21 protein-coding genes, 2 tRNA genes, 2 rRNA genes and 1 pseudogene (1 of these 26 cut by a window edge) are annotated in these 24651 nt (G+C 65.0%); 19 read left to right on the plus strand and 7 right to left on the minus strand.

The window, feature by feature from the left end:
- Positions 1–8 precede the first annotated feature (8 nt).
- On the plus strand, positions 9–671 hold the full coding sequence (locus ACVILH_RS18600) for an O-methyltransferase (RefSeq protein ID WP_456714179.1): 663 nt from the start codon (positions 9–11) through the stop codon (positions 669–671).
- Here the strand turns inward: ACVILH_RS18600 and ACVILH_RS18605 are convergent.
- From ACVILH_RS18605 to ACVILH_RS18625, 5 genes are read right to left on the minus strand one after another with little or no spacing between them, the layout of a single operon-like run.
- Positions 617–1600 (minus strand): polysaccharide deacetylase family protein, encoded by a 984-nt coding sequence (locus ACVILH_RS18605; RefSeq protein WP_456714180.1) that lies wholly within the window; start codon positions 1598–1600, stop codon positions 617–619. The genes ACVILH_RS18600 and ACVILH_RS18605 overlap by 55 nt on opposite strands.
- Complete coding sequence (locus ACVILH_RS18610) at positions 1597–2412, minus strand: ABC transporter permease (RefSeq protein ID WP_456714181.1); 816 nt, start codon at positions 2410–2412, stop codon at positions 1597–1599. Before ACVILH_RS18610 ends, ACVILH_RS18605 begins: the two co-directional genes overlap by 4 nt.
- On the minus strand, positions 2402–3253 hold the full coding sequence (locus ACVILH_RS18615) for an ABC transporter permease (protein WP_456714182.1): 852 nt from the start codon (positions 3251–3253) through the stop codon (positions 2402–2404). The genes ACVILH_RS18610 and ACVILH_RS18615 overlap by 11 nt, the downstream gene beginning before the upstream one ends.
- Positions 3254–3258: 5 nt before the next feature.
- Positions 3259–4308, minus strand: a complete 1050-nt coding sequence (locus tag ACVILH_RS18620; protein WP_456714183.1) for an ABC transporter substrate-binding protein — start codon at positions 4306–4308, stop codon at positions 3259–3261.
- Positions 4309–4319: 11 nt separating this feature from the next.
- The gene (locus tag ACVILH_RS18625; RefSeq protein ID WP_456714184.1) at positions 4320–5438 is read right to left on the minus strand and encodes an ABC transporter ATP-binding protein; all 1119 of its coding nucleotides are present in this window, start codon (positions 5436–5438) and stop codon (positions 4320–4322) included.
- Between the two features lie 224 nt (positions 5439–5662).
- On the opposite strand from ACVILH_RS18625, the gene ACVILH_RS18630 reads away from it, so the two are divergent.
- Positions 5663–6466: a GntR family transcriptional regulator gene (locus ACVILH_RS18630; protein ID WP_456714185.1), complete on the plus strand. Its 804-nt coding sequence runs from the start codon at positions 5663–5665 to the stop codon at positions 6464–6466.
- A gap of 22 nt (positions 6467–6488) precedes the next feature.
- Positions 6489–7148, plus strand: a complete 660-nt coding sequence (locus ACVILH_RS18635; RefSeq protein ID WP_456714186.1) for an aspartate/glutamate racemase family protein — start codon at positions 6489–6491, stop codon at positions 7146–7148.
- Here the strand turns inward: ACVILH_RS18635 and ACVILH_RS18640 are convergent, their stop codons facing one another.
- Positions 7149–8507: an LLM class flavin-dependent oxidoreductase gene (locus ACVILH_RS18640; RefSeq protein ID WP_456714187.1), complete on the minus strand. Its 1359-nt coding sequence runs from the start codon at positions 8505–8507 to the stop codon at positions 7149–7151.
- Between the two features lie 174 nt (positions 8508–8681).
- Between ACVILH_RS18640 and ACVILH_RS18645 the strand changes: the two genes are divergently transcribed.
- Positions 8682–10346 (plus strand): tannase/feruloyl esterase family alpha/beta hydrolase, encoded by a 1665-nt coding sequence (locus ACVILH_RS18645; RefSeq protein ID WP_456714188.1) that lies wholly within the window; start codon positions 8682–8684, stop codon positions 10344–10346.
- Positions 10347–10488: 142 nt separating this feature from the next.
- Positions 10489–10698, plus strand: coding sequence for a hypothetical protein (locus tag ACVILH_RS18650; RefSeq protein ID WP_006610602.1), 210 nt, complete (start codon positions 10489–10491; stop codon positions 10696–10698).
- A gap of 101 nt (positions 10699–10799) precedes the next feature.
- Here ACVILH_RS18650 and ACVILH_RS18655 read toward each other — a convergent pair whose 3' ends face one another.
- Positions 10800–11219: an NUDIX hydrolase gene (locus tag ACVILH_RS18655; RefSeq protein WP_456714189.1), complete on the minus strand. Its 420-nt coding sequence runs from the start codon at positions 11217–11219 to the stop codon at positions 10800–10802.
- 255 nt (positions 11220–11474) lie between these two features.
- Here ACVILH_RS18655 and ACVILH_RS18660 point away from each other — a divergent pair, with 255 nt between their 5' ends.
- From ACVILH_RS18660 to ACVILH_RS18725, 14 genes and pseudogenes are all read left to right on the plus strand, one after another.
- A complete protein-coding gene (locus ACVILH_RS18660; RefSeq protein WP_456714190.1) occupies positions 11475–11702 on the plus strand; it encodes a hypothetical protein in 228 nt (75 codons plus the stop codon).
- Positions 11703–11981: 279 nt separating this feature from the next.
- Positions 11982–13142 carry a transporter substrate-binding domain-containing protein gene (locus ACVILH_RS18665; protein WP_456714191.1) on the plus strand — a complete coding sequence of 387 codons (1161 nt, stop codon included), beginning with the start codon at positions 11982–11984 and terminating at the stop codon, positions 13140–13142.
- Positions 13139–13804: an ANTAR domain-containing response regulator gene (locus ACVILH_RS18670; RefSeq protein ID WP_456714192.1), complete on the plus strand. Its 666-nt coding sequence runs from the start codon at positions 13139–13141 to the stop codon at positions 13802–13804. Before ACVILH_RS18665 ends, ACVILH_RS18670 begins: the two co-directional genes overlap by 4 nt.
- 9 nt (positions 13805–13813) lie before the next feature.
- Positions 13814–15051: pseudogene (locus ACVILH_RS18675) on the plus strand (urea ABC transporter substrate-binding protein).
- Positions 15052–15141: 90 nt separating this feature from the next.
- A complete protein-coding gene (locus ACVILH_RS18680) occupies positions 15142–16014 on the plus strand; it encodes an ABC transporter permease subunit (protein ID WP_456714193.1) in 873 nt (290 codons plus the stop codon).
- A gap of 10 nt (positions 16015–16024) precedes the next feature.
- The gene (locus ACVILH_RS18685; RefSeq protein ID WP_456714194.1) at positions 16025–17089 is read left to right on the plus strand and encodes a branched-chain amino acid ABC transporter permease; all 1065 of its coding nucleotides are present in this window, start codon (positions 16025–16027) and stop codon (positions 17087–17089) included.
- Positions 17089–17805 (plus strand): ABC transporter ATP-binding protein, encoded by a 717-nt coding sequence (locus ACVILH_RS18690; protein WP_257169178.1) that lies wholly within the window; start codon positions 17089–17091, stop codon positions 17803–17805. Before ACVILH_RS18685 ends, ACVILH_RS18690 begins: the two co-directional genes overlap by 1 nt.
- Complete coding sequence (locus tag ACVILH_RS18695) at positions 17798–18514, plus strand: ABC transporter ATP-binding protein (protein WP_456714195.1); 717 nt, start codon at positions 17798–17800, stop codon at positions 18512–18514. Before ACVILH_RS18690 ends, ACVILH_RS18695 begins: the two co-directional genes overlap by 8 nt.
- A 58-nt stretch (positions 18515–18572) precedes the next feature.
- Entirely contained in the window at positions 18573–19538 is a 966-nt protein-coding gene (locus tag ACVILH_RS18700; protein ID WP_456714196.1) for an acetamidase/formamidase family protein, read from the plus strand.
- Positions 19539–19548: 10 nt separating this feature from the next.
- A complete protein-coding gene (locus ACVILH_RS18705) occupies positions 19549–21288 on the plus strand; it encodes a nitrilase-related carbon-nitrogen hydrolase (RefSeq protein ID WP_456714197.1) in 1740 nt (579 codons plus the stop codon).
- 599 nt (positions 21289–21887) lie between these two features.
- Positions 21888–23376: ribosomal RNA gene (locus ACVILH_RS18710) — 16S ribosomal RNA — on the plus strand.
- Positions 23377–23621: 245 nt separating this feature from the next.
- Positions 23622–23698: transfer RNA gene (locus ACVILH_RS18715), tRNA-Ile, on the plus strand.
- A gap of 180 nt (positions 23699–23878) precedes the next feature.
- A tRNA-Ala gene (locus tag ACVILH_RS18720) sits at positions 23879–23954 on the plus strand.
- Positions 23955–24477: 523 nt separating this feature from the next.
- Positions 24478–24651, plus strand: a 23S ribosomal RNA gene (locus ACVILH_RS18725) (it continues 2668 nt past the right edge of the window).
- The 16S and 23S rRNA genes sit together here with 2 tRNA genes alongside, the layout of an rRNA operon.

The raw sequence follows: 24651 nt of genomic DNA on the forward strand, positions 1-24651 counted from the left end.
GACGATCAATGATTACCCTCACCACTCAACCGGTGGCACCGCTGCTGGATCGCCTGCTGTCCGAGGCGGCGCTGCTGCGGCCCGAGACGAGCCCGGTCTTCGCAGGCATGGCGGCCCGCGGCGAGCAATTGATGCGCAGCAAGTCCGGCCATGTCGAGCTCTATTCGCAACTGAAGGATTTTCCGCTGCCGGTCTCGCGCGACACCGGCATGTTGCTCTACATGCTGGCGCGCAGCTTCCGCGCGCGCACCATCGTCGAGTTCGGCACCTCGTTCGGCATCTCGACCTTGTTTCTCGCTTCGGCGCTGCGCGACAATGGCGGCGGCCGGCTGATCACCACCGAATTCGAGTCGTCAAAGATTGCGCGTGCGCGCGCCAACCTCGCCGAAGGAGGCCTGCTTGATCTCGTCGAAATCCGCGAGGGCGACGCGCTGCAGACGCTGAGCACGGATCTCCCGGAGACCATCGATCTCGTGCTGCTCGACGGCGCCAAGCCGCTGTATCGCGATGTTCTCGATCTGCTCGAGCGCCGGCTCAGTCCCGGCGCCTTCATCGTCGCCGACAATGCCGATCATAGTCCGGACTACCTTGCGCATGTCCGCACAACGGCCAACGGCTATCTGTCGGTGCCGTTCGGCGATGAGGTCGAGCTATCGATGAGAGTGAGGTGATCGCCGCGCGTCGCAGTTGGACCCACGGCAGGTGCGACGAGTGCGCGGAAATGGGCGGCGATGTCGGCGCGCCGCGCCACCCAGACCTGGTCGCCGAGCCGCGCCAGCATAGCCAGAATCGCCTCGACGGCGGCAAACCGCGCCGGCCGGCCGGAGATGCGCAAATGGAAGCCGATCGTCAGCATCGAGGCCGCGCCGCGATCGGATTCGGCCAGCAGCGTGCGCATGGCCGCCGCGACGTAGTCGGAAAAATCCTCCGGCTGCACGAAGCCGTTGGGATGGAAGAACTTCATGTCGTTGGTGTCGAAGCCATAAGGCAATATTAGCAACGGACGGCCTGCGGCTGTCGTCCAATACGGCAGGTCGTCGTCGAGCGCATTGGAGTCGTAGCCGAAGCCGAGTTCGGCGAGCAGGTCGCGGGTCCATGGGCTCTGGCTGCCGCGGGTCATGAAGCCGACCGGCGTCACGCCAGTGGCGCGTGCGATGACCTCGCGGGTGCGGACGATGTCGCGACGTTCCGCGGCAGCGTCGGCATAGAGCGCGTGCGGCAGCCAGCGCCAGCCATGGACAGCAGGCTCGTGGCCGGCCTCGACCGCGAGGCGCGCGAGATCGGGCACGCGTTCGACGGCGCGGCCGCACATCATGAGCGTTGCCGGCATGCGCTTGGCGGCGAACGCGTCGAGAAAGCGCCATAGGCCGACGCGCATGCCATAGTCGAACACCTGTTCCTGCACGAGGTCGCGGACGCCTGACGGCAGGGTCGGCTGCACCTCGCCGTAGCGCTCGGTCTCGGCATCGCCCTGTTCGACGGCGAGCTCGGCGCCTTCCTCGAAATTGATCACCAGCGACACCGCCACGCGGGCGCCATTCGGCCAGATGATGTCGGGGCGCTGGCGGCCGTAGCCGCGCAGGTCACGGATGATGGTCATGGAGAGCTCTTTCCGAAGCTGCGGCTGACGCCGCCGAGCGCGTCCGCGCAGATCAGCCCGATCAAGGTGAGCACCACGATCACGCCGGAGACAGCGGCGACGCGGACGTCGAGGCTGCCTTCGAGGATCGCCCACAGCTTGATCGGCAGCACCTCCGTGCGGGCATCCGCCAGGAACAGCGACACCGGCACATTGTCGAAGGAGGACAGGAAGGCGACGAGGCTGCCGGCGATGATGCCGCGGCGGATCAGGGGCAAAGTGATGCGGCGGAACGTGTACCAGCGACTGGCGCCGAGGCTCAAGGAGCAGGTGACGAGCACGGGATCGAGCTGCTGCACGGCGGCGCCGACCATGCGGATCACGAACGGCACGCAGACGATGGTGTGGCCGAGCACCAATGTGGCAAAGGACAGCCGGATGCCGATCACGTTGAACACCAGCAGCAGCGACAGGCTGAAGGCCATCGCGGGCAGCACCATCGGCGACATGAAGAGGGCGTCGAGCAGGCGGGCGATCCGCGATCGGCTGCGCGCCAGCGCCAGTGCCGCGGCGCTGCCGAGCACGGCCGAGAACAAGGTCGTCCACAGCGCCACCTTCAGGCTGGTCAACGCCGGCGTGAGCAGCTCGGGCGAGCGGAACAGCTCGACATACCAGCGCGCCGACCAGCTCGGCGGCGGGAATTTCAGCGTCATGCCCGAGGTCAGCGAGATGATCAGCACGACCAGCGTCGGCGCAAGCAGCAGCAGCACCGATGCGGCTGCGATCGCGCCGACGACGCCGCCATAGAGCCGGTCGGAAAGGTCACGCCGCATCGACGCCTCGCGTCAGCCGGCGCGACAGCGCGCCGATGGCGGCGACGATGCCGATGACCGCAGCAGTGAAGATCAGCGACAAGGCAGCCGCGAACGGCCAGTCCTGCACGCCCATCGACTGCTGGTAGATGTAGCTCGGCATCAGGATGATGCGGCCGCCGCCGACCAGCGTCTGGGTGATGAAGGCGGTGGCCGCGGCCGCGAATACCAGCAGGACGCCCGCGATCGCGCCGGGCAGGGTCAGCGGCAGGATCACGGTGACGAAGACGCGGAGGCGGCCGGCGCCGAGACCTTCGGCGGCCCGGGCGAGATTGCCGTCGAGCCGCAGCAGGCTGTTGATCAGCGGCAGCACCATCAGCGGCAGTTGGATTTGCGTCAACGCCAGCACCAGCCCGCCCCAGCTGTAGAGCAGGCGGGCCGGGCTGTCCCACAGGCCGAGCGACAGCATCGCCGAATTGACGATGCCGTCGCGGCCGAGAATGACGATCCAGGCGAAGGTGCGCACCACAGTGCTGGTGAGCAGCGGCAGCAGGATCAGGAAGGTAATGATGGTGCGGACCAGCGCGCCGCTCGCGGCATAGACCAGTGCCAGGGGATAGGCGAGCACGAGCGTGCACAGCGCGACCTCGAGTCCGAGCATCACGGTGTCCGCCAGCACGCGCAGGCTGAAGGGATCGCTCAGGAAGCGCACATATTGCGCCGGCGACAGCTCGGCAAAAGCGGGCGTGCGGAACAGGCTGATCGCGACCAGCGCGATCAGCGGCAGCACGAAGGCGCCGAGAAACACCACCGCCAGCGGCAGCGCCGGCGCGAGCTCCCCTCGGGGACGCGTGGTCGACATGCCCACTAGATCTTGACGTCCTTGTTGAAGCGCGTGATCCATTCGCCGCGCATGTGCTGGAACCTGGTCCAGTCGAGCAGCACGTTGTTGGCGATGAGGTCGTCGACGCTCTTGGCGACCGTGAGATTGGCGCCGGTCAGCGCCACGTTCTTGTTGGTCGGCATCATCACCCAGGGTGCGGCCTCGATGCCCTTCTGCGCCTCCGCCGACATCACCGTGTCGAGATAGTCGAGCACGAGCTTCGGGTCCTGGTTGTTCTTCACGATCTGCGCGCTGGAGCGGATGATGACCGCGCCCGATTTCGGCTTGGCGAAGGCGACGTCGACGCCCTTGGCCGCGAGCAGCGCGACATTGTTCCAGAAGTTGAAGGCGATATCGATCTCGCCCTGCTGGAACAAAGCGGCCAGCGCACCGGGCGAGGCGGCGATGGCGCCGACATTGGGCAAGAGCTTCTTGATCGCCTCGAAGGCCGGCTCGAGGTTGGTCTCCGAGCCGCCATGGAGCTTGGCGATCTCGACCATGAAGGCGGTGCCGAGCGAGGAGCCCATGCCGGTGATGCCGACGCGGCCCTTGTATTCCGGCTTCCACAGATCCTCCCACGAGGTCGGCGGCGTCGTGATCTTCTTCGGATTGTAGGCGATGCCGATCAGCTGCACCGTGAGGACGGGTGCATAGCCGTCGGGATGGCGGAACGGCTGCGGGATCTCCGCGAAGCTCTTGGAGGCCTCGGTCGGGAATTTCTCGATCACGCCGCTGGCGATCGCCGGGATCAGCGGGCCCTCGTCGAACAGCACGACGTCAAACGGCGGCGCGTTGCGCGAGGCCTGGATCTTGCCGATCTGGTCGACGCCGAGCAGTGGCGTGAAGGTCACATCGGCGCCCGTCGCCTTCTGGAAGGCGGGGCCCATCACCGCACGGAACGCCTCGTCGAAGCTGCCGGGATAGGTGGTGGCGACGATCGAGCTCGCCGCGCGGGCGCGCGTGGACGACATGACGGAGGGCGCGGCGAGGGCCGCGGCGGCGGTGGCGAGCAGGCGTCGGCGGGACAGCGTCATAACGAAACTCCTCATGCTCTTGCGATGGACGGCGAGGCGGCAGCCTCGAAGACGTGGACCTTGGTGATGTCCTTGATGACGAGCCAGGCGGCGTCGCCCGGCCGGCCCGACCAGGCGGCGCGCGACTGGCTGACCTTGATGGCCTCGCCCGAGGCGGTGACGCAGTCGATCACGCTGACGGCGCCGAGCGGCATCACCACGCGGATCGTCACGGCGATGGCGCCGGGCTGCGCGTCCGATGTCAGCGTCAGGTTCTCCGGCCGGATCGAGACGGTGACGTCACGGCCGGCGGCCAGCCGTTCGCCGCTGGACATCGCGAGCGCACAGCCCGCATCGAGTGCGATGGTGCCGGGCTGCGCCGAGGTCCTGCCGTTGAGGAAATTGGCGTGGCCGATGAAGCCGTTGACGAACAAGCTCGCCGGCGCATCGTAGAGCGCATCGGGCGTGTCGATCTGTTCGATGCGACCCTTGTTGAGCACCACGATGCGATCGGCCATCGACAGCGCCTCCTCCTGGTCGTGCGTGACCATGATCGAGGTGACGCCGCAGCTCTTGAGCAGGCTCTTGATCTCGATCTGCATGTCGAGCCGCAGGTTCTTGTCGAGCGCGGAGAACGGTTCGTCGAGCAGCACCAGCACGGGATCGATGGCGAGCGCGCGCGCCAGCGCGACGCGCTGCTGCTGGCCGCCAGAGAGCTGGCGCGGGAAGCGATCGCCGAACGCCGTCATCTGCACCCGGGACAGCATCTCGGCGACGCGCTGCTTCACGATTGCCGCCGGCGAGCTTCGTGCGCGCAGGCCGTAGGCGACATTCTCGGCGACGGTCATGTGCGGGAAGAGGGCGTAGTTCTGGAACACCATGCCGATGCGGCGGCGATTGGCGGGCACGCGGTCGACGCGCACGCCATCGAAGCTGACGGCGCCGCGGCTCGGCTGCAGGAAGCCGGCGATGATCTGAAGCAGCGTGGTCTTGCCGCAGCCGGATGGGCCGAGCATGGCGATCAGCTCGCCGCGCGCGACCTCGAGATCGATGCCGTCGAGCGCGATTGTGCCGCCGAAGCTGTGGCCGATGCCGTTCAGCGCCAGCGTGCAGCCGCGCGCCTCGGGCGTTGTGGCTGCCTCTCTCGTCATGACGCTGCTCAACATGCATGTCTCTCCGTTGGCGCGGGAGGTCAGCAAGCGCCGTGCCACGGCGGCCACTGGCGCAAGTACCTGTACTGACTGAGCGAAATTTTCGTCGCCAAAAATTGGCGCCAATCTGATGCTATTATTGATTACACATTATGCGCCGTCTGGTGAAACAAGCGGCAGCGCGGCTGCTTTCAATTTCAGCCGCTTCGGCTAGAAATGACCGCATGATCAAGACTCGCGGCAAAGCCGATCGCGCGGCGCAGAAGACCTCGACCCGGACCACGGTCCGGCAACGGCCGGCGCCGCGGCCGGAGCCGGACCCGGTCGATCCGCGCCGGATGGACGACGATCCTGTCGTGCAGGGCATCCTCACGGCGATCAGCCAGAAGCGGCTGAAGCCGGGCACCAAGCTCGGCGAGGACCGGCTGGCGCGTGCGCTCGGCACCACGAGGATCCACATCCGCCAGGCGCTGGCGCATCTCGCCTCGCGCAAGATCGTCGTGCAGTTTCCGAACCGCGGCGCCTTCGTCGATCGGCCGACCTGGGAGCAGGCGCGCGAGATGTTCGCCGCGCGCCGCGTCATCGAGGCCGCGACGGTGGCCGCCGCGATCGACCGGCTCGACAAGCAGGGCAAGGCGCTGCTGAAGGCGCATATGGCGCGCGAGGCGGCCGACGATCGCTCGGACCGCTGGGCCTCGCTGTCGCTGACGGCGGACTTCCACATCCTGATCGCGCAGCTCGCCGGCAACCATGTGCTGCTCGACATGGCGCGCGAGCTGATCCTGCGGACATCGCTGGCGATCGCGACCTTCGAGCAGCCGGGCGCGCCGGACTGCTCGCCGGATTCCCATCCCGACATCGGCGAATTGGTCTTGGCGCGCGACAAGGCCGCAGCGGTCGCCGCCATGACGCATCACCTCGAGGATATCGAACGGCGCATCCAGCCGCAGCCGGGTGCCGCGGAGGTCGATGAGCTGACCGCGATCTTCAAGGATCTCGGCGTGGCCGCGGCGCGGCACGACGGTTGAGCCGGCTGGCGGAGTTCATCCCATGACGCGTCGACGGCCGCGCATCCTCCTGATCAATCCCAACAGCTCGGCGGCGACCACCGCGATGATGGTGTCGATTGCGGCGGCGGCGTGTGGCGATCGCGCCGAGGTGGTCGGCGCGACCGCGACGCGGGCGCCGAGCATGATCGTCGATGCCGAGGCGCTCGCAGCCTCGGCCGGCGAGGTGGTCGAGATCGCGCGGGCGCAGGGCGGTGCGTGCGAGGGCATCATCGTTGCCGCCTATGGTGATCCCGGTGCGGCCGCGATCCGCGCCGCGATGGCCTTGCCGGTGGTCGGGATCGGCGAGTCGTCGATGAGGGAGGCGGGGCAGGGCGGGCGGCGCTTCGGCATCGCGACGGTCACGCCGGGATTGGTCGAGAGCATCGGCGGGCTCGTGGACAGCCTGAAGCTGTCGGCGCAGTTCACGGGGACGCGCTTGACCGAAGGCGATCCGGCTGCGCTCGCTGCCGATCCGGCGCGGCTTGCTGCTGCGCTGGCCGACGCCGCGCGGGCCTGCCTCGCAGACGGCGCCGAGGCCGTGATCATCGGCGGCGGGCCGCTGGCGCAGGCCGCCGATCAGTTGCAGCCGCACTTCGCGGTGCCGATCATCAAGCCGATTGCGGCGGCGGTCGAGCAGGTGCTGGCGCTTTTGCCGGCGTGATCAGGGCCGATAGCTCGCCGCCGGATGCGGGGCCGCGAGCCGGGCGCGGCCGAACATCTTCTCGCGCAACGTGCCGGGCTGATACGCCTTCTTGTAGCGGCCGCGCCTGGTCAGCTCAGGCACCAGCATGTCGGCGACATCGGCGAAGCTTTCCGGCGAGAGCGCGAAGGCGAGGTTGAGGCCGTCGACGCCGGTCTGCTCGACCCAGCTTTCGATGAGATCTGCCACCTTGGCCGGCGAGCCGACGAAGACCGGGCCGATGCCGCCGATGCCGATGTGCTCGGCGACCTCGCGCACGGTCCAGACCCGGTCCGGATCGGCGCGGGTGACGTTGTCCATGGCGCTGCGGCCGGCGTCGTTGAGGACGTGGCGGACCTGCTGGTCGAGCTCATAGGTCGAGAAGTCGACGCCGGTCCAGCCGGACATCAAGGTCAGTGACGCCTCGTGGTCGATGTAGCGGCGGTAGTCGGCGAACTTCGCCTCGGCCTCCGCGTCGGTCTCGCCGAGCACCACGGTGGCGATGCTGAAGATCACGATGTCGGTGCCTGCGCGGCCGGCCTCGACCGCGGCTTGGCGGATCGCGGCGACGCGCGGCGCGATGATCTTGGCCGAGGGGCCGGACATGAACACGCATTCGGCATGCCGGCCGGCGAACACGCGGCCGCGCGCCGACGTGCCGGCCTGGTACAGCAACGGCGTCCGCTGCGGCGACGGCTCGCAGAGATGGATAGCGTCGAGCTGATAGTTCTCGCCGTGATGGCTGACGCGGTGGACCTTCGCCGGATCGGTGAACACGCCGCTGTCGCGATCGCGCTTGACGGCGTCGTCCTCCCAGCTGCCTTCCCACAGCTTGTAGACCACTTCCATATACTCGTCGGCGATGTCGTAGCGATCATCATGGCCGGTCTGGCGCTGTTTGCCCATGCCGCGCGCCGCGCTGTCGAGATAGCCGGTGACGATGTTCCAGCCGATGCGGCCCTCGGTGAGGTGATCGAGCGTCGACATGCGCCGCGCGAACGGGTAGGGCGGCTCGTAGGACAGGGTACAGGTGACGCCGAAGCCGAGATGCTCCGTCACGGCGGCCATCGCCGAGATCAGCATCATCGGGTCGTTGACCGGCACCTGAATGGCGTGGCGCAGCGCGGCGTCGGGATTGCCGCCATAGACATCGTAGACGCCGAGCACGTCGGCGAGGAACAGCCCGTCGAAGCGGCCGCGCTCCAAGGTCTTGGCGAGATCGATCCAATAGGGCAGGCGATTGTAATCAGAAGAACGGTCGCGCGGATGCCGCCACAGGCCGGGCGACTGGTGCCCGACGCAGTTCATCGCAAACGCATTCAACCGGATGTCCGCAGCCATGATGTCCCTCGATCGTGTCGTGCCGACAGATGACACGCTTCGACAGCGGTTTTCAATCATGCGTACGCGCACGGCCGCTTGCGGGCTGCGCACGGCCATGGCTATGGTCTGACACGATCAAGCGCTTGCGAAGCAATGACGGCGCGTGGCCTGCAGGGTGGGAGGATGAAGGTGATGACGATCCGGATGTCGGCGCTGGCTGCGCTTCTGCTGACGACGTCAGCCATGACGACCGCGCAGGCTGAGGATTTCAAGGCGAATTGCGCCGCGCTGGCCCAGGGCTTTTCCGGCAGCGGCCGCGTGGTCACGGCGGAATTCGTCGCCGCCGGCGGCGTGCAGCTCGCGTCCCCCGCGCCCGCGGGTGTCACCAGCCCGGCGCCGGATCACTGCCTGATCCGCGGCAAGATCAACGAGCGCACCGGCATCGACGGCAAGCCCTACGCGATCGGCTATGAACTGCGATTGCCCGCGACGTGGAACGGCAAGTTCGTCTTCCAGGGCGGTGGTGGCGTCGACGGCGTGCGGCGGCCGGCGCTCGGCCTCTTGACCGGTGCGACGCCGCCGAATGCGCTCTCCAATGGCTACGCCGCGGCCTCCACCGACTCCGGTCACCTCGAAGAGCCCGGTCCGCTCGGCCCGTATCTGTTCGGCCTCGATCCGCAGGCGCGGCGCGACAAGGGCTACAGCTCGATCCCGCCGGTGGTTGCCGCTGCGCAGGCCGCGACCGCGAAGCTCTACGGCAACGCGCCGCGACGCTCCTATTTCGCCGGCTGCTCCAATGGCGGCCGTCAGGCGATGGCCGTGACGCAACGCTTCCCCGAATTGTTCGACGGCGTCATTGCCGGTGCGCCGGCCTATCGCGTGCCGCTCGCCGGGATCGACGTGATCGCGCAGGAGCAGATGCTGCTCGCGATCGCGCCGCCCGGACCGGACGGCAAGGCCGATGTCGGCAGTGCGCTGACCGATGAGGATCTGAAGCTGGTCGCCGACGGCGTGGCCGCGGCATGCGACGGCGCCGATGGCGCCAAGGACGGCATGGTGCAGGACGTCATGGCCTGCCGCTTCGATCCCTCGGTGCTCGCCTGCAAGGAGGGCGAGAGCGCCCAATGCCTGTCGGCACCCAAGCTGAAGGCGATCAAGCTGATGTTCGACGGCAGCCGCAATGCGATGGGTGGTCTGATCTATTCGCGCTGGCCCCACGATCCCGGTCTCGCCGCGCCGGGCTGGCGCGCCTGGAAGCTCGGCACGCCCAAGGTCAGCCCGCCGAACGCGCGTAATCTGACCTTGATCGCCGGCGGCGTGCCGTATGATTTCATGAGCCCGCCGGAGACCCCGACCGATCTCGTCGCCTGGGTGCGCAATTTCGACATCGACCGCGATGTGTCCAAAGTAATGAAGGGGGCAGGCGGATTCGATGCCGGCATGGAGTATGAGGCGGCGACCTCGACCGATCTCGACACGTTCAAGGGCAAGGGCGGCAAGATGCTATTCTATCACGGCACGGCCGACCCGATCTTCTCCGCGCTCGATACGGTCGACTATGTCGACCAGCTCAAGAAGAAGTACCCCGACACGGATGGCTTTGCGCGGCTGTTCCTGGTTCCCGGCATGAACCATTGCGGCGGCGGGCCGGCGACCGATCAGTTCGATCTGCTGACTGCGCTGGACAATTGGGTGGAAGGCAAGGCCGCCGCGCCGGAAACCATCCGCGCCGCCGCGCGGGCCGCGCCCGATGTGCCATGGCCGGGACGCACGCGCGATCTCTGCGCGTTCCCGAAGGTTCAGACCTACAAGGGCAGCGGCAGCCTCGAGGACGCGGCGAATTTCGAGTGCCGCTGACCAGATCGTGCATGCCGCGCGAGCCGCGTGCACGATCGCTTGAGGGGTGGTTGACCGGGCGCGGATGAGTCCCGATCTATCAGCCAGCGCCGGCCTGTCCCGCAGCGTCGCGGCTCTTCCTCACTCCTCACACCGTTCCCGCATGGTTGCCGTCAAGACGCGAGCCTTCACCATCCTGTACGAGTTCGAGCATGCGCAGACCGAGTTGATCGGCAAGTGCGTGGCGCTGAGCGATGGCAAGGCCGGAACCGTGGAGCAGGTCTATCTCGACGAGCTGCACGGCTTGCGCATTGCGATCACCGGTCATGAGGGGCGCTGGCCGGTGTCCACCATCAAGTTCGCGGAGCGCTGACGGGCGCACGCCCTGGCGCGATCAAACGCTGGCGGGTGACCCGCTTCAGCCGCAGGCCGACAAGGGCGTCATCATCGCGCTCCGGCAGGCATGAGCGGGGATCAGCTTCGCTTGCGCTGCTGCCGCGAAAAGCCCTGGATGAGCCGGCGCAGCTCGGGATGGTGGACGCGGCGCGCGGCTTCTGCGGCCGACACCCAGATCAGCTTGCGCTGGCCGCGCTCGGGGAAGCGGCCGTGCTGCTTTGTCACCTTCAACGGATAAAGCTTCACCTCGCAGGGGATCTTGCGCTTGCCCTTGCGCTTCCGGTGCTTGAAGCGGCCGAGCGCCTGGCGGCTGATCTTGCCGCGCAGCCCGGCCTCCTCATAGGCCTCGATCGCGGCCACCCGGTGCGCGCGCTTGCGCAGCATCGGTGATCCCTTCGGCACCGACCAGCGCTGCTTGCGCCGCGTGGTGATCAAGAGGATGCTGAGCTCCGCAGCCTTGATACGAAAGGGCAGGGCGGCAAATTGCTTGTTCTTCATGGGACCCCCTTTCACTGCGGTGTGAACCGGGCGCTGGACAGTTGGTTCCTCTGCGCGACGGCTCGCCCGAAGTCAAGCCGTGCATATCAATTGAGACGTCGCTGTCCGGGCGCTGCGGTTAACGTCCCGCGCCGGCCGGGGCGGCCGGCCCCAACGAAAGCACCTCAACTTTCCGATTCACTTATGTGGATGCAGGTGCCGAGTGATCATCTAGGGTTGTGTCTGCGTATAAATCGAAACCGGGTCCGCATTTGCATGGAAGTCGAAATTCCGAAGAAGCGAAGACGTCGCGTCAAGCAGACGATGACGCTCGGTGAGCGTCTGTTGCAGACGGCGCGCGAGGCGCGCGACATGGCCAAGCGTCTGCCGCCGGGCATCGAGCAGGCACGACAGCTCAGACGCGCGCGCGAGGCGGAAGCGATTGTCGAGCTCGAGCGCTTCCTGACCACGCCCGCGCGCAGCACGCCGCCACGGCCACGTTGACGACCGTGCGCAGCGGCGGTGAGGCCAAGCAAGAATGTCGCAGCTGCATCAATTTGCTGCACGCAAGCACGATTTGATGCAGCCATCGCTCTCACAACGCGCTTGACAGGTGAGATGTTCTAAGAGACCGTAATGTCCACGCGTTGGGCACAGCGGCCCTGAGACGCGAGCACGATCAAACCATTTCCAACGCCGCGCTGATTAAAGCGTGTTTGGTTGGTGGCGAGGGCGCCCTCGGCTTGACAGCCGACGGGCGCTTTTTTGTTCTTGGGACGCGGGATGACACGGACGACGTTTCGCATCGGGGTGATGTTCTCGACGACCGGCTCGTACAGCGTCGTCGCGCGCTCGATGCTGAACGGGGCGCAGCTTGCGCTGGCCGAGGTCAACGCCGCCGAGGGGCCGATCACGCTGGAGCCGGTCGTCGTCAATCCGTCCGGCGATCTCGGGCAGTATCGTGCGCTGGCGCGCGATCTCCTGAGCTCCGGCATCCGCCAGGTGGTCGGCTGCTACACCTCGTCGAGCCGCAAGGAGGTGATACCCTGCTTCGAGAAGTTCGACGGGCTGCTGTGGTATCCCTCGCATTACGAGGGCTTCGAGAGTTCGGACAACGTCATCTATACCGGTGCGGCGCCGAACCAGCATGTGCTGCCGCTCGTCGATTTCCTGGCCGCGCGGGTCGGCACGCGCGCCTTCTGCGTCGGCTCGAACTACATCTGGGCCTGGGAGAACAACCGCATCTTCCGCGAGGCGCTGACAGCGCGCGGTGGCACGGTGCTGGCCGAGCGCTATCTGACCGTCGGAGATACCGAGTTCGACCAGGTCATCGCGGCGATCCTGGAGCAGCGTCCGGATGTCGTGTTCAACAATCTGATCGGCACCAGCGCCTACGCCTTCTTCCGCGCCTTCCGCGCCGCCTGCCGCGCCGCCGGCATCGACCAGGCCAACGAAATTCCGGTCGCGAGCTGCACTCTGTCCGAGCCCGAGCTCAAGGAGATCGGGACCGAAGCTGTCGACGGCCATCTGTCGTCGAGCGTCTATTTCTCCTCGTTGAACTCGCCGGAGAATGCCGCCTTCCTGCAGGCCTATACGCAAGCGTTTCCTGATGGCCCCGTGGTCTCGGCGGATGCCGAGGCGTCCTATATCGCCGTCAAGCTGCTGGCCGCGGCGTTGGCTCAAGCGGGCAGCGATGAGTCGCGGCTGGTGCGCTGCGCCGTCGCCAATCAGCGGCTGCTGGCACCGCAGGGCGAGGTGCGGATCGATCCGCAGACCTATCACGCCTGGCTCACGCCGCGCATCGGCCGGTCGTCGACCGATGCGCAGTTCGAACTGCTGCTCGAGGCGCGCCAGCCGATCGCGCCCGATCCCTATCTCGTCCAGTCCTCGCCGCGCTTCGCGACCTCGATGCGTCCTCCGCTGCTCCGAATGGTGAAGTCATGACCTTCCGACTGCTGCAGAACTTCAAGGGTGGCCGCGCGCTGGTGATCACACGGCGGGCGGGGTGGGAGACCACGTTGGAGACGACGCTCGCCAAGCTCGGCGTCGCCTGCGAATACCCTGACATCATCGAGGGCCGCGCGCAGCTCGACACCAGCGCCTTGCTGCCCGAGCGCGACATCCTGTTCATCGACGGCGATCTCGAGGGCGCGGTCGCGCTCGAGGTCAATCCGGCGTCGAGGCTGCCGCCGGTGCCGGTGATCGGCCTCGTCGGCGTGGAGGCACCGAGCCGGCTCAAGGCGCTGGTCAATCTCGGCGCAACCTCGTTCCTGCGCAAGCCGGTGCATGGCGGCGCCGTCTATACCGCGCTGTTCCTCGGCATCAACCAGTTCCTGCTGCGCACCGACATGTACGAGAAGCTGCAGGACCTCGAGAGCCGCCGCCGCGGCCGCAGGGCCGTGATCCGCGCTGTCGTCCTGCTGATGCAGGAAACGGGGCTCAACGACGACGATGCCTATTCCGCGCTTCGCCGCGACAGCATGCGGGCGCGGCAAAGTCTGGAGCTCTATTGCGAGGAGTTCCTGAAGAGACGGGCGATGCCGCCCGATACGCCGGAACGCCGGAGCAGCATCACGCTGCCAGGCGGCAACAAGCAAGCGATGTAGGAGCATCACATGACCAGATCTGGAATGCGGGGGCTGCGTGCCGCAGCCCTCACGGGGACGCTTGTCTTCGCGTCAAGCGCATATGCGGCCGAAGCGCCGATCAAGCTCGGCGTGCTGGAGGACCAGTCCGGCGATTTCGCGGCTGCGACAATCGGCAAGGTGCACGCCATCCAGCTTGCGGCCGAAGAGATCAACAAGGCTGGCGGCATCATGGGCCGTCCGCTCGAACTCGTGACCTACGACACCCAGTCGGACAACACGCGCTACCAGGAATTCATGCGCCGCGTACTGCAGCGGGACAAGGTCGACGTCGTGTTCGCCGGCTTCTCCTCGGCCTCGCGCGAGGCGTACCGCCCGATCGTCGACCAGTTCAACGGCTTCGCCTTCTACAACAACCAGTATGAAGGCGGCGTCTGCGATGGCCACATGGTGGTGACCGGCGCGGTGCCCGAGCAGCAGTTCTCGACGCTCATCCCTACATGATGCAGACCTACGGCAAGAAGGTCTACACGCTCGCCGCCGACTACAATTTCGGCCAGATCTCGGCCGAGTGGGTGCGCAAGATCGTCAAGGAGAACGGCGGCGAGATGGCCGGCGAGGAGTTCATCCCGCTCGGCGTGTCGCAGTTCTCGCAGAGCATCCAGAACATCCAGAAGGCCAAGCCCGACTTCGTCGTGACCTTGCTGGTCGGCACCGCGCAGGCCTCGTACTACGAGCAGGCTGCGTCCGCCAATGTCAACCTGCCGATGGCCTCGTCGGTCAACGTCGGCCAGGGCTATGAGCACAAGCGCTTCAAGCCGCCGAGCCTGAAGGACATGTACGTCACCACCAACTACATCGAGGAGATCGACAGTCCGAAGAGCAAGGAATTCCTGGCCAAGTTCAAGGCCAAGTTCCCGAACGAGCCCTATGTGAACCAGGAGGCCGAGAACTCCTATCTCGCGCTGTATCTCTACAAGCAGATGGTGGAGCGGGCGAAGTCTACCAACCGCGACGAGATCCGCAAGGTGATCGCGATGGGCGACGTCTGCATGGACGCGCCGGAAGGCAAGGTCTGCATCGACCCCAAGAGCCAGCACATGTCGCACACCATCTACCTCGCCAAGGTCGGCGCCGATCACTCGATCTCGTTCCCGAAGGTCTGGGAAGACATCAAGCCGTATTGGCTCGGCGACGCCGGCTGTGACCTGACCAAGAAGGATCCGATGGCGCAGTACACGCCGTCGAATCCGCCGCCGAAGCCCTGATCGGCGGAAGCGGCCGCTCCGGCGTCCCCTCACGCCGGAGCGGCTTGCTCTTCATCGCCTCTCGCAACTGAACCCACATCGATCGAAGACATGGACATCGCAACCCTGGCATTCTCTGCGCTCTACCAGTTTGGCGACGCGTTCGCCTTCCTGGTGCTCTCGGCCTGCGGGCTCGCGGTCATCTTCGGCATGATGGGCGTGATCAATCTCGCCCATGGCGAGTTCATCATGTGCGGCGCCTATGTGACGGCAGCGACGGTGCATGCCGGCCTGCCGCTGCCGCTCGGCATTCTCTGCGGCACCTTGGCCTCGGCCTTCGTCGGCGTGCTGGTCGAACTTCTGGTGATCCGGCATCTCTATGAGCGGCCGCTCGACACCATCGTCGCCACCTGGGGCCTCAGCCTGATCGCGACGCAGGGCACGTTGATCTTGGTCGGATCGACCATGGCCGGCGTCGGCACGCCGTTCGGCAGTTTCCAGGTCGGCGCCTATTCCTATTCGATCTATCGCATCGTGCTGTTCGTCGCCGCGCTCGCCGTGCTCGGAGCGCTCTATGCCTTGTTCAACTGGACGCGGTTCGGCGTGCTGGCCCGCGCGACCATTCAGGTGCCGCATATGGCGGCCGCGCTCGGCGTCGATACAAGGCTCATCTACAGCCTGACCTTTGCCTGCGGGGCTGGGCTCGCGGGTCTCGCCGGCGGGCTCTACGCGCCGACCATGACCCTGGTGCCGACCATGGGCGCGACCTTCATTATGGAGGCCTTCGTCACCGTCGTGATCGGCGGCGCGGACGTGTTCCTCGGCACCGCACCGGCCGGTGGCATCCTGGCGATCGTCAAGTCCGTCATGACCTCGTGGCAGGGCCAGCTGTTCGGCCAGATCGGCCTCCTGATCGCCGTCATCATCGTGGTCCGGGTGCTGCCGAAGGGCATCTCCGGCTTCGTGCTGCGCGAGCGCACCTGAGGAGGACGCCGTGACTGGACTTGCTTCCTTGTTTCGCCGCCTCGAAGGACCGCAGACGCTCGGCCGCGGGCCTGCGTTCTGGGCGCTGTTCGCGCTCGTGCTCGCCGGCGCACTGGCCTATCCGCTGTTCAGCGACGGCTACACCGTTGGCAACACCGTCTACTTCTTCGTCTGGGTGTTCATCGCGCTCAGCCTCAGCCTGATCTGGGGCTATGGCGGCTCGCTGTCGTTCGGACAGACCGCGTTCTTCGGCATCGCCGGCTATGGCTACGGCATCCTCACCATCAATTTCGGCGCATCCTATGGCTTCACCTGGATCGCGCTGCTGCTGGCTATCGGCATGGCCGCGCTGGTCGCCGCGCTGCTCGGCTATTTCATGTTCTTCGGCCGGATCGCCGGCGTCTTCCTCGGCATCGTCACGCTCGCCGTGACCCTGATGCTCGAGCGCTTCATGGCGCAGACCGCCGGACCCGAATGGCGCATCGGCGCCGCCCGGCTGAACGGCTTCAACGGCATGAGCGCGATGCCGCCATTGACCATCCCGTGGTTCGGCGGCCCGATCGTGCTGTTCGCCGATGTCGGGCTGTATTACGTCGTGCTCGCCATGCTCGTGCTGGTCTATCTCGGCTTGCGCATCCTGATGAACTCCTCGTTCGGCAATGTCATCGTTGCGATCCGCGAGAATCCCGAGCGCGCGGAAATGCTCGGCTACGACATCCGGAAGTATCAGCTGATCACCTTCGTCATCGGCGCGGCGCTCGCGGGCCTCTCCGGCGTGCTCTATACGGTATGGGGCCAGTACATCACGCCCTCCAGCATGGGCATGACGGCGGCGTCGCTGCCGCTGATCTGGGTCGCGGTCGGCGGCCGCAGCGATCTCACGGCGACCGTGATCGGCACGCTGGTCGTGCTCTCCGGCTTCCAGGCGCTGACGATCTACGGCAGCCAATATGCGCTAGTGTTCATGGGCGTGCTGCTGGTGCTCACCGTGCTGATCGCGCCCAATGGCCTCGTGCTCGGCGTCATCAAGGGGATCACCAAGCTCGTGACCCGGCGCAAGCAGGAGGCCGCGTGATGGCGCTCCTGCAATTGCGTGACGTCAACAAGCATTTTGGCGGCCTGCACGTGACGAACTCCGTCAATCTCGTGCTGGAGCAGGGCGAGATCCACTGCCTGATCGGACCGAACGGCGCCGGCAAGAGCACGTTGTTCCGGCTGATCCTCGGTGAGCATCATCCCGGCAGCGGCCAGATCTATTTTGCCGGCGAGGACATCACCGCGCTGAAATCCTTCGCGCGCATTCGCCGCGGCCTCTCGGTCAAGTTCCAGGTACCCGGCGTGTTCAAGGGGCTGTCGGTGCGGCAGAACCTGGAAATCGCGCTGCAGAGCCGGCTGCATGGCGCCGCGCTCGACAAAGAGATCGATCGGCTGCTCGCCTTCCTCAATCTCGAAGCCGAGCAGGCGCAGCTCGCCGGCAATCTCAGCCATGGACAGAAGCAGTGGCTGGAGATCGGCATGGCGATCGCGCTGAAGCCGCGGCTCCTGCTGCTCGACGAGCCGACCGCCGGGATGTCGCCGGAGGAGACGCACATGACCGGCGAGATGGTGCGGCGGCTGAATGCGGCGGGCATGACCGTGCTCGCGATCGAGCACGACATGGCGTTCGTGCGCCAGGTCGCGCAGCGCGTCACCGTGCTGCATCTCGGCCAGGTGTTCGCGCAAGGCTCGATCGACGAGATCGTCGCGGATGAACGTGTGGCGGCGATCTATCTGGGACAGGCGCATGCGTAAGGAAGTCATCCTCACCACCGTCGGGCTCCGCGCCGGCTATGGCGGCAAGCCGGTGCTGCAAGGGCTGGAGATCGAGGTCCGCGAGGGCGAGATCGTCGCCGTCATCGGCCGCAACGGCGTCGGCAAGTCGACCTTGATGAAGAGCCTGATCGGACTGGTGCCTGCCATGAGTGGCTCGATTGTCTATCGCGGCGAAGCCGTCGAGCATCTGCCGGCGCACAAGCGCGCGCGGCTCGGCATGGGCTATGTGCCGCAAGGCCGCGACGTGTTTCCGCGGCTGACGGTCGGCGAGAACATCGCGGTGGGAGCTGCGATCAAGGGCGGCGGCATTCCGGAGGAGGGACGGCAGCGCGTCATCGGCGCGTTTCCCATCCTCAGGGAGCGCTGGAGCCAGCGCGCCGGTACGATGTCCGGCGGCCAGCAGCAGCAGCTTGCGATCGGCCGCGTGCTGATCGCCGATCCCAATCTGATCCTGCTCGACGAGCCTTCGGAAGGCATCCAGCCCAACATCGTCCAGGACATTGCCCGCAACATGGTCGAGCTCAACCGCCGGACCGGCGTCACCATCATCCTGGTCGAGCAGAACCTCGACATGATCCGCGCCATGGCGCAGCGCGCCTACGTCATGGACAAGGGCCGCATCACAGCTAGCCTCGCGCGCGATGCGCTCGACGACGCCGCGGAGATGCGCCGCCATCTTGCTGTTTGAAGAAACGTGAACAACGAGCACAAGGAGAACGAGCATGGCCTGACAGTCGGAATCGATCATGGCCCGCAAGGGCGTGGCTAGGGGGGCGCGCGGCGCGCATCACACCATCACCGAGAAGGACCAGGGCAAGTATCACTATGTCTACGGCCCCTATGTCGAGCCGGTGCTGACGATCGATCCCGGCGCGGTGGTCTCCGCCGAGACGCATGATGCGTTCGAGGGTGCGATCAAGCACGAGACCGACAGCCCGTCGAAAATCCTGAACTTCCCGTTCCTCAATCCGCAGAACGGCCCGATCTACGTCAACGGTGCCGAGAAGGGCGACACGCTCGCGGTCTATATCGAGAGCATCGTGCCGCGTGGGCCGCAGCCGCGTGGCACCACGGTGATCATGCCGGAGTTCGGCGGGCTGGTCGGAACGGGGAACACCGCGTTGCTCAATCCGGCGCTGCCCGAGCGCGTGAAGAAGCTCGAGATCACGGCCGAGAAGGGCACGGTCTGGAACGACAAGATCACGCTGCCCTATGAGCCGTTCATCGGCACCATCGGCACCTCGCCGGAGATCGAGGCGATCTCCTCGCTCGTCCCCGACTACTACGGCGGCAACATGGACCTGCCGGATGTCGGCACCGGCGCGGTCATCTATCTGCCCGTCAACACCAAGGGCGCGCTGCTCTATCTCGGTGACTGCCACGCCGCCCAGGGCGACGGCGAATTGTGCGGCGTCGCGATCGAGCATCCGACCGTCACGACGGTGCAGGTCGACCTGATCAAGAACTGGACCATCGCTTGGCCGCGGCTCGAGACCAAGGATGTCATCATGACCATCGGCTCGGCCCGGCCGATGGAGGACGCGGCGCGCATCGCCTATCGCGAATTGTGCCGCTGGATGGCCGCCGATTACGGTTTTGAGGAGATCGACGCCTACATGCTGCTGACGCAGGCAGGACGCGTCCGGCTCGGCAACATGGTCGATCCGAAATACACGCTCGGCGCCTCCATCAAGAAGCACTTCCTGGTCTGAGAGCGAAGCGATGTCGTTGCAATACAAGGTCGCGACCGTCCAGTTCGAGCCTGTTCTCGGCGAGAAGGAGCGCAATATCGAAGGCCTGCTCGCGATGTGCGAGCAGGCGGCCGCGTCCGGCGCGAAGCTGATCGTGACGCCGGAGATGGGGACGACGGGCTATTGCTGGTACGACCGCGCGGAAGTGGCGCCTTATGTCGAGAAGGTGCCGGGCTCGACCACGCACCGCTTCGCAGCACTGGCGAGACGGCATGATTGTTACATCGTCATCGGCATGCCGGAGGTCGACGACGACGACATCTACTACAACAGCGCGGTCCTGATCGGCCCGGATGGCGTGGTCGGCCGGCACCGCAAGACGCACCCCTACATCTCCGAGCCGAAATGGGCCGCGGCCGGCGACCTGCACAACCAGGTTTTCGAGACGCCGATCGGCCGCATCGCGCTCCTGATCTGCATGGACATCCATTTCGTCGAGACGGCGCGGCTGATGGCGCTCGGCGGCGCCGACATCATCTGCCACATCTCGAACTGGCTCGCCGAGCGCACGCCGGCGCCGTACTGGATCAGCCGCGCCTTCGAAAACTCCTGCTACGTGATCGAGAGCAACCGTTGGGGCCTGGAGCGCACCGTGCAGTTCTCCGGCGGCAGCTGCGTCATCGCGCCCGATGGCAGCCTGCCGGCCGTGATCGACAAGGGCGACGGTGTTGCATTCGCCGAGATCGATCTCGCGCTGGCTCGGGCACGCCGTGTGCTCGGCGAGCCGGTGTTCGCGCAGCGCCGGCCGGAGTTGTATCCTGAGCTGCTCACCAATACCTACAGCTGGAACCCGCGTGACTTCTTTGGGCTATATGGCCATCAGCCCTGGCCGGTGGGCAAACGCTCCCGCGTCAGCGTGGCGCAATTCGCGCCCACCTCCGACGTCGCGGCCAATCTCGCCCGCATCGCCGAGCTCACGGCCGCGGCGAAGCGGGAGGGCGCCGAGCTGGTGGTCTTCCCGGAACTTGCGGCAACTGGACTGACCCATCCGGCCGAGACCGCCGAGCCGATCCCGGGCCGCGTCACGGCTGCGCTCACCGAGATCGCCGCGGGGCAGGGGCTCACGCTGGTCTGCGGCCTTGCAGAACGAGACGGGAACACCATCTATAATTCAGCCGTCCTGGTGCCCCCCGACGGTAAAATCAGCACGTACCGCAAGACGCATCTCACCACGGCCGAGCGCGACTGGGCCACGGCGGGAGACGAATGGACCGTGGTCGATACGCCGATGGGGCGGATCGGCATCCTGATCGGCCACGATGCGGCGTTTCCGGAAGCGGGCCGGGTGCTCGCGTTGCGCGGCTGCGATCTGATCGTGTGTCCTTCGGCAGTGAAGGGGACCTTCAGTGCGGCGCATGCGGGGAGCGAGGTGTCTCAGCCGCCGCCGATCCCGACCGGGGTGGATCCGCACCATTGGCACCACTTCCGGGTTCGCGGCGGCGAGAACAACGCCTACTTCGCATTCGCGAATGTGTGTGACGCCGCGAATGACGATCGCGGGCTCAGCGGCGTGTTCGGTCCGGATACGTTTTCGTTTCCGCGCCGCGAAGCGATCGTCGATCGCGGCGAGGGGATTGCGACGCTCGAGATCGACACCAGCAATCTCGACAGCGTCTATCCGACCAACGTCGTCCGCCGGAAGGATCTCGTCTGCATGCGCATGCCGCACTCCTATCGTGCGCTGGTGCAATCCAAGGCGAGCAATTTCTGAGCTTGCGCGCCTGTTCCGTTCCAAAATGGAACGGATGCGGCGTGTGACGGCGCGCAGAGTGGGGTGAGACAGCGCTGTCCACATTTCTTCACAGCCGTCGCAAAAAGTTCTTGCACGGGATGCGGCGTCGCACTATCTCACCACCACGCCAGCCGGACATCACTGATGACTGAGGCCCCGAACTTCCGGGACCAACGTTGTTTTCTCTGATGTTTCTTCTTCCGACTGGCTCTTGAGTTTTTCTTCAGAAAAGCTCTTGACGGTCTCTAAAAATCAGCTATTTGAAGCGCCCCGGCAACGGAGACTTCGACGGCGAAAGAGACCGAAGAAGGTGCACTAATTAGTTCGGAGCGACTGAGTTCGCGGACTAACAAGTGCGGGCTGTTTGACAAGTGAAGATGAAGAAAGAGAAACGTGGACGGCGGAGTCCTTGCGGGTCTCGGGATTGAGGGCTTCGGCTTTTGGTTCTGGGATCGGACGAGAAGACTTCGGCGGACAATGTTTCAAAGGTAACACCATGGTCTTTGCGCTGTGAAGCGCGGGACTGATTGGTGGGACCTCGTCAAACGTTGTGATCAGCCGGTTCAAAGCTTCAAGTTCAACTTGAGAGTTTGATCCTGGCTCAGAGCGAACGCTGGCGGCAGGCTTAACACATGCAAGTCGAGCGGGCATAGCAATATGTCAGCGGCAGACGGGTGAGTAACGCGTGGGAACGTACCTTTTGGTTCGGAACAACACAGGGAAACTTGTGCTAATACCGGATAAGCCCTTACGGGGAAAGATTTATCGCCGAAAGATCGGCCCGCGTCTGATTAGCTAGTTGGTGGGGTAATGGCCCACCAAGGCGACGATCAGTAGCTGGTCTGAGAGGATGATCAGCCACATTGGGACTGAGACACGGCCCAAACTCCTACGGGAGGCAGCAGTGGGGAATATTGGACAATGGGCGCAAGCCTGATCCAGCCATGCCGCGTGAGTGATGAAGGCCCTAGGGTTGTAAAGCTCTTTTGTGCGGGAAGATAATGACGGTACCGCAAGAATAAGCCCCGGCTAACTTCGTGCCAGCAGCCGCGGTAATACGAAGGGGGCTAGCGTTGCTCGGAATCACTGGGCGTAAAGGGTGCGTAGGCGGGTCTTTAAGTCAGGGGTGAAATCCTGGAGCTCAACTCCAGAACTGCCTTTGATACTGAAGATCTTGAGTTCGGGAGAGGTGAGTGGAACTGCGAGTGTAGAGGTGAAATTCGTAGATATTCGCAAGAACACCAGTGGCGAAGGCGGCTCACTGGCCCGATACTGACGCTGAGGCACGAAAGCGTGGGGAGCAAACAGGATTAGATACCCTGGTAGTCCACGCCGTAAACGATGAATGCCAGCCGTTAGTGGGTTTACTCACTAGTGGCGCAGCTAACGCTTTAAGCATTCCGCCTGGGGAGTACGGTCGCAAGATTAAAACTCAAAGGAATTGACGGGGGCCCGCACAAGCGGTGGAGCATGTGGTTTAATTCGACGCAACGCGCAGAACCTTACCAGCCCTTGACATGTTTGGGACCGGTCGCAGAGACGTGACCTTCTCTTCGGAGCCCGAAACACAGGTGCTGCATGGCTGTCGTCAGCTCGTGTCGTGAGATGTTGGGTTAAGTCCCGCAACGAGCGCAACCCCCGTCCTTAGTTGCTACCATTTAGTTGAGCACTCTAAGGAGACTGCCGGTGATAAGCCGCGAGGAAGGTGGGGATGACGTCAAGTCCTCATGGCCCTTACGGGCTGGGCTACACACGTGCTACAATGGCGGTGACAGTGGGAAGCTAAGGGGTGACCCTTCGCAAATCTCAAAAAGCCGTCTCAGTTCGGATTGGGCTCTGCAACTCGAGCCCATGAAGTTGGAATCGCTAGTAATCGTGGATCAGCACGCCACGGTGAATACGTTCCCGGGCCTTGTACACACCGCCCGTCACACCATGGGAGTTGGCTTTACCTGAAGGCGGTGCGCTAACCAGAAATGGAGGCAGCCGACCACGGTAGGGTCAGCGACTGGGGTGAAGTCGTAACAAGGTAGCCGTAGGGGAACCTGCGGCTGGATCACCTCCTTTCTAAGGATGGCTCTTCAGTCTGACCTTCGGGTCACGATCCTCGGATCGCGCACTATCGAGCTGTTTTAGAAACATCAGGGGCCATCAAGATCGCCAGATCTTGGCTGAGCTCCATTGGCGGGATTTCGCCGTCTTCGTTTCTCTTTCTTCGCGGACGAACACGCTGCCTGGGGCTTGGCGCTGTGCATCATCATGGCGCGTGAGCGTACCGGGTGGTTGACTTGATCCGAGCCTCTCAAGCGTTAGGGCTTGTAGCTCAGTTGGTTAGAGCGCGCGCTTGATAAGCGTGAGGTCGGAAGTTCAAGTCTTCCCAGGCCCACCAGCCTTCGCGCCTGACGGCGCTTCGGCTCGGCAAGCCAGCCGATCGAGCCCGGCCATTTCGACCTGATGAGGTCGAGGATGCGCGAGGGCTGTCACGCCGAAGCCCGATAGGGCGTAGGCGGACTTGATTGGCCAGCAATCGTCTCGACGATCGAGCGCGAGCTTTCGTCTTTCCGAGTATGGGGCCTTAGCTCAGCTGGGAGAGCGCGTGCTTTGCAAGCATGAGGTCGTCGGTTCGATCCCGACAGGCTCCACCAGCCTTCGCGCCTGCGGCGCTTCGGCTCGGCAAGCCAGCCGATCGAGCCTGTGCGTTTCGACTGAATGAGGTCGAAGATGCGCGAAGGCTGCCGCGCCGAAGCCCACTTGGGCGTAGGCGGGCTGTATCGAGCGTGTTCAATTCGTCCGCGAGACAACATTTCGCATTGTCTGGTCCTCACCGGGACTACAGGCAACTGCGGGTTATCTGACATCGTGAAGAGGAGATCGATCCGAGTAGGGTCGTGCAATGAGCGCCACCGCGCAAGCGGTTCGCGTTCGACTTTGCACCGACGCCTTCACTATCTCCGGGTCATTTCGGCGCAGGCTGGAAGCTGTGAAGCATCCCGTCTGTTGTAAATGACTCTGTTGGCTGCGCTTGACCGCACGGCCATCGGTTCGATCTTAAGAAGCAAGCTGGTCTTTCTAATCAGTGTCCTGCAGCTCATCTGACGCTTGTCCCTCTGGGGCAGGTGAGGTGGCTGACAACATTCTGCCGAGTGTGTGGACATTGATAATGAGAGCAATCAAGTGCCTTAAGGGTGTTCGGTGGATGCCTTGGCGCTGAGAGGCGATGAAGGACGTGCTACGCTGCGATAAGCCGTGGGGAGCTGCGAAGAAGCTTTGATCCGCGGATTTCCGAATGGGGAAACCCACCTTCGATAGCCGGAACTCCAAGACCTTGGTCTTGGGGTTGGA

The organism is Bradyrhizobium sp. USDA 4353, assembly GCF_054063215.1.

Bases quoted from the DNA above. Each gene is read 5' to 3' on its own strand.
- ACVILH_RS18600 (WP_456714179.1), top strand. From the start codon at position 9: ATGATTACCCTCACCACTCAACCGGTGGCACCGCTGCTGGATCGCCTG.
- ACVILH_RS18605 (WP_456714180.1), bottom strand. From the start codon at position 1,600: ATGACCATCATCCGTGACCTGCGCGGCTACGGCCGCCAGCGCCCCGAC.
- ACVILH_RS18610 (WP_456714181.1), bottom strand. From the start codon at position 2,412: ATGCGGCGTGACCTTTCCGACCGGCTCTATGGCGGCGTCGTCGGCGCG.
- ACVILH_RS18615 (WP_456714182.1), bottom strand. From the start codon at position 3,253: ATGTCGACCACGCGTCCCCGAGGGGAGCTCGCGCCGGCGCTGCCGCTG.
- ACVILH_RS18620 (WP_456714183.1), bottom strand. From the start codon at position 4,308: ATGACGCTGTCCCGCCGACGCCTGCTCGCCACCGCCGCCGCGGCCCTC.
- ACVILH_RS18625 (WP_456714184.1), bottom strand. From the start codon at position 5,438: ATGACGAGAGAGGCAGCCACAACGCCCGAGGCGCGCGGCTGCACGCTG.
- ACVILH_RS18630 (WP_456714185.1), top strand. From the start codon at position 5,663: ATGATCAAGACTCGCGGCAAAGCCGATCGCGCGGCGCAGAAGACCTCG.
- ACVILH_RS18635 (WP_456714186.1), top strand. From the start codon at position 6,489: ATGACGCGTCGACGGCCGCGCATCCTCCTGATCAATCCCAACAGCTCG.
- ACVILH_RS18640 (WP_456714187.1), bottom strand. From the start codon at position 8,507: ATGGCTGCGGACATCCGGTTGAATGCGTTTGCGATGAACTGCGTCGGG.
- ACVILH_RS18645 (WP_456714188.1), top strand. From the start codon at position 8,682: ATGACGATCCGGATGTCGGCGCTGGCTGCGCTTCTGCTGACGACGTCA.
- ACVILH_RS18650 (WP_006610602.1), top strand. From the start codon at position 10,489: ATGGTTGCCGTCAAGACGCGAGCCTTCACCATCCTGTACGAGTTCGAG.
- ACVILH_RS18655 (WP_456714189.1), bottom strand. From the start codon at position 11,219: ATGAAGAACAAGCAATTTGCCGCCCTGCCCTTTCGTATCAAGGCTGCG.
- ACVILH_RS18660 (WP_456714190.1), top strand. From the start codon at position 11,475: ATGGAAGTCGAAATTCCGAAGAAGCGAAGACGTCGCGTCAAGCAGACG.
- ACVILH_RS18665 (WP_456714191.1), top strand. From the start codon at position 11,982: ATGACACGGACGACGTTTCGCATCGGGGTGATGTTCTCGACGACCGGC.
- ACVILH_RS18670 (WP_456714192.1), top strand. From the start codon at position 13,139: ATGACCTTCCGACTGCTGCAGAACTTCAAGGGTGGCCGCGCGCTGGTG.
- ACVILH_RS18680 (WP_456714193.1), top strand. From the start codon at position 15,142: ATGGACATCGCAACCCTGGCATTCTCTGCGCTCTACCAGTTTGGCGAC.
- ACVILH_RS18690 (WP_257169178.1), top strand. From the start codon at position 17,089: ATGGCGCTCCTGCAATTGCGTGACGTCAACAAGCATTTTGGCGGCCTG.
- ACVILH_RS18695 (WP_456714195.1), top strand. From the start codon at position 17,798: ATGCGTAAGGAAGTCATCCTCACCACCGTCGGGCTCCGCGCCGGCTAT.
- ACVILH_RS18700 (WP_456714196.1), top strand. From the start codon at position 18,573: ATGGCCCGCAAGGGCGTGGCTAGGGGGGCGCGCGGCGCGCATCACACC.
- ACVILH_RS18705 (WP_456714197.1), top strand. From the start codon at position 19,549: ATGTCGTTGCAATACAAGGTCGCGACCGTCCAGTTCGAGCCTGTTCTC.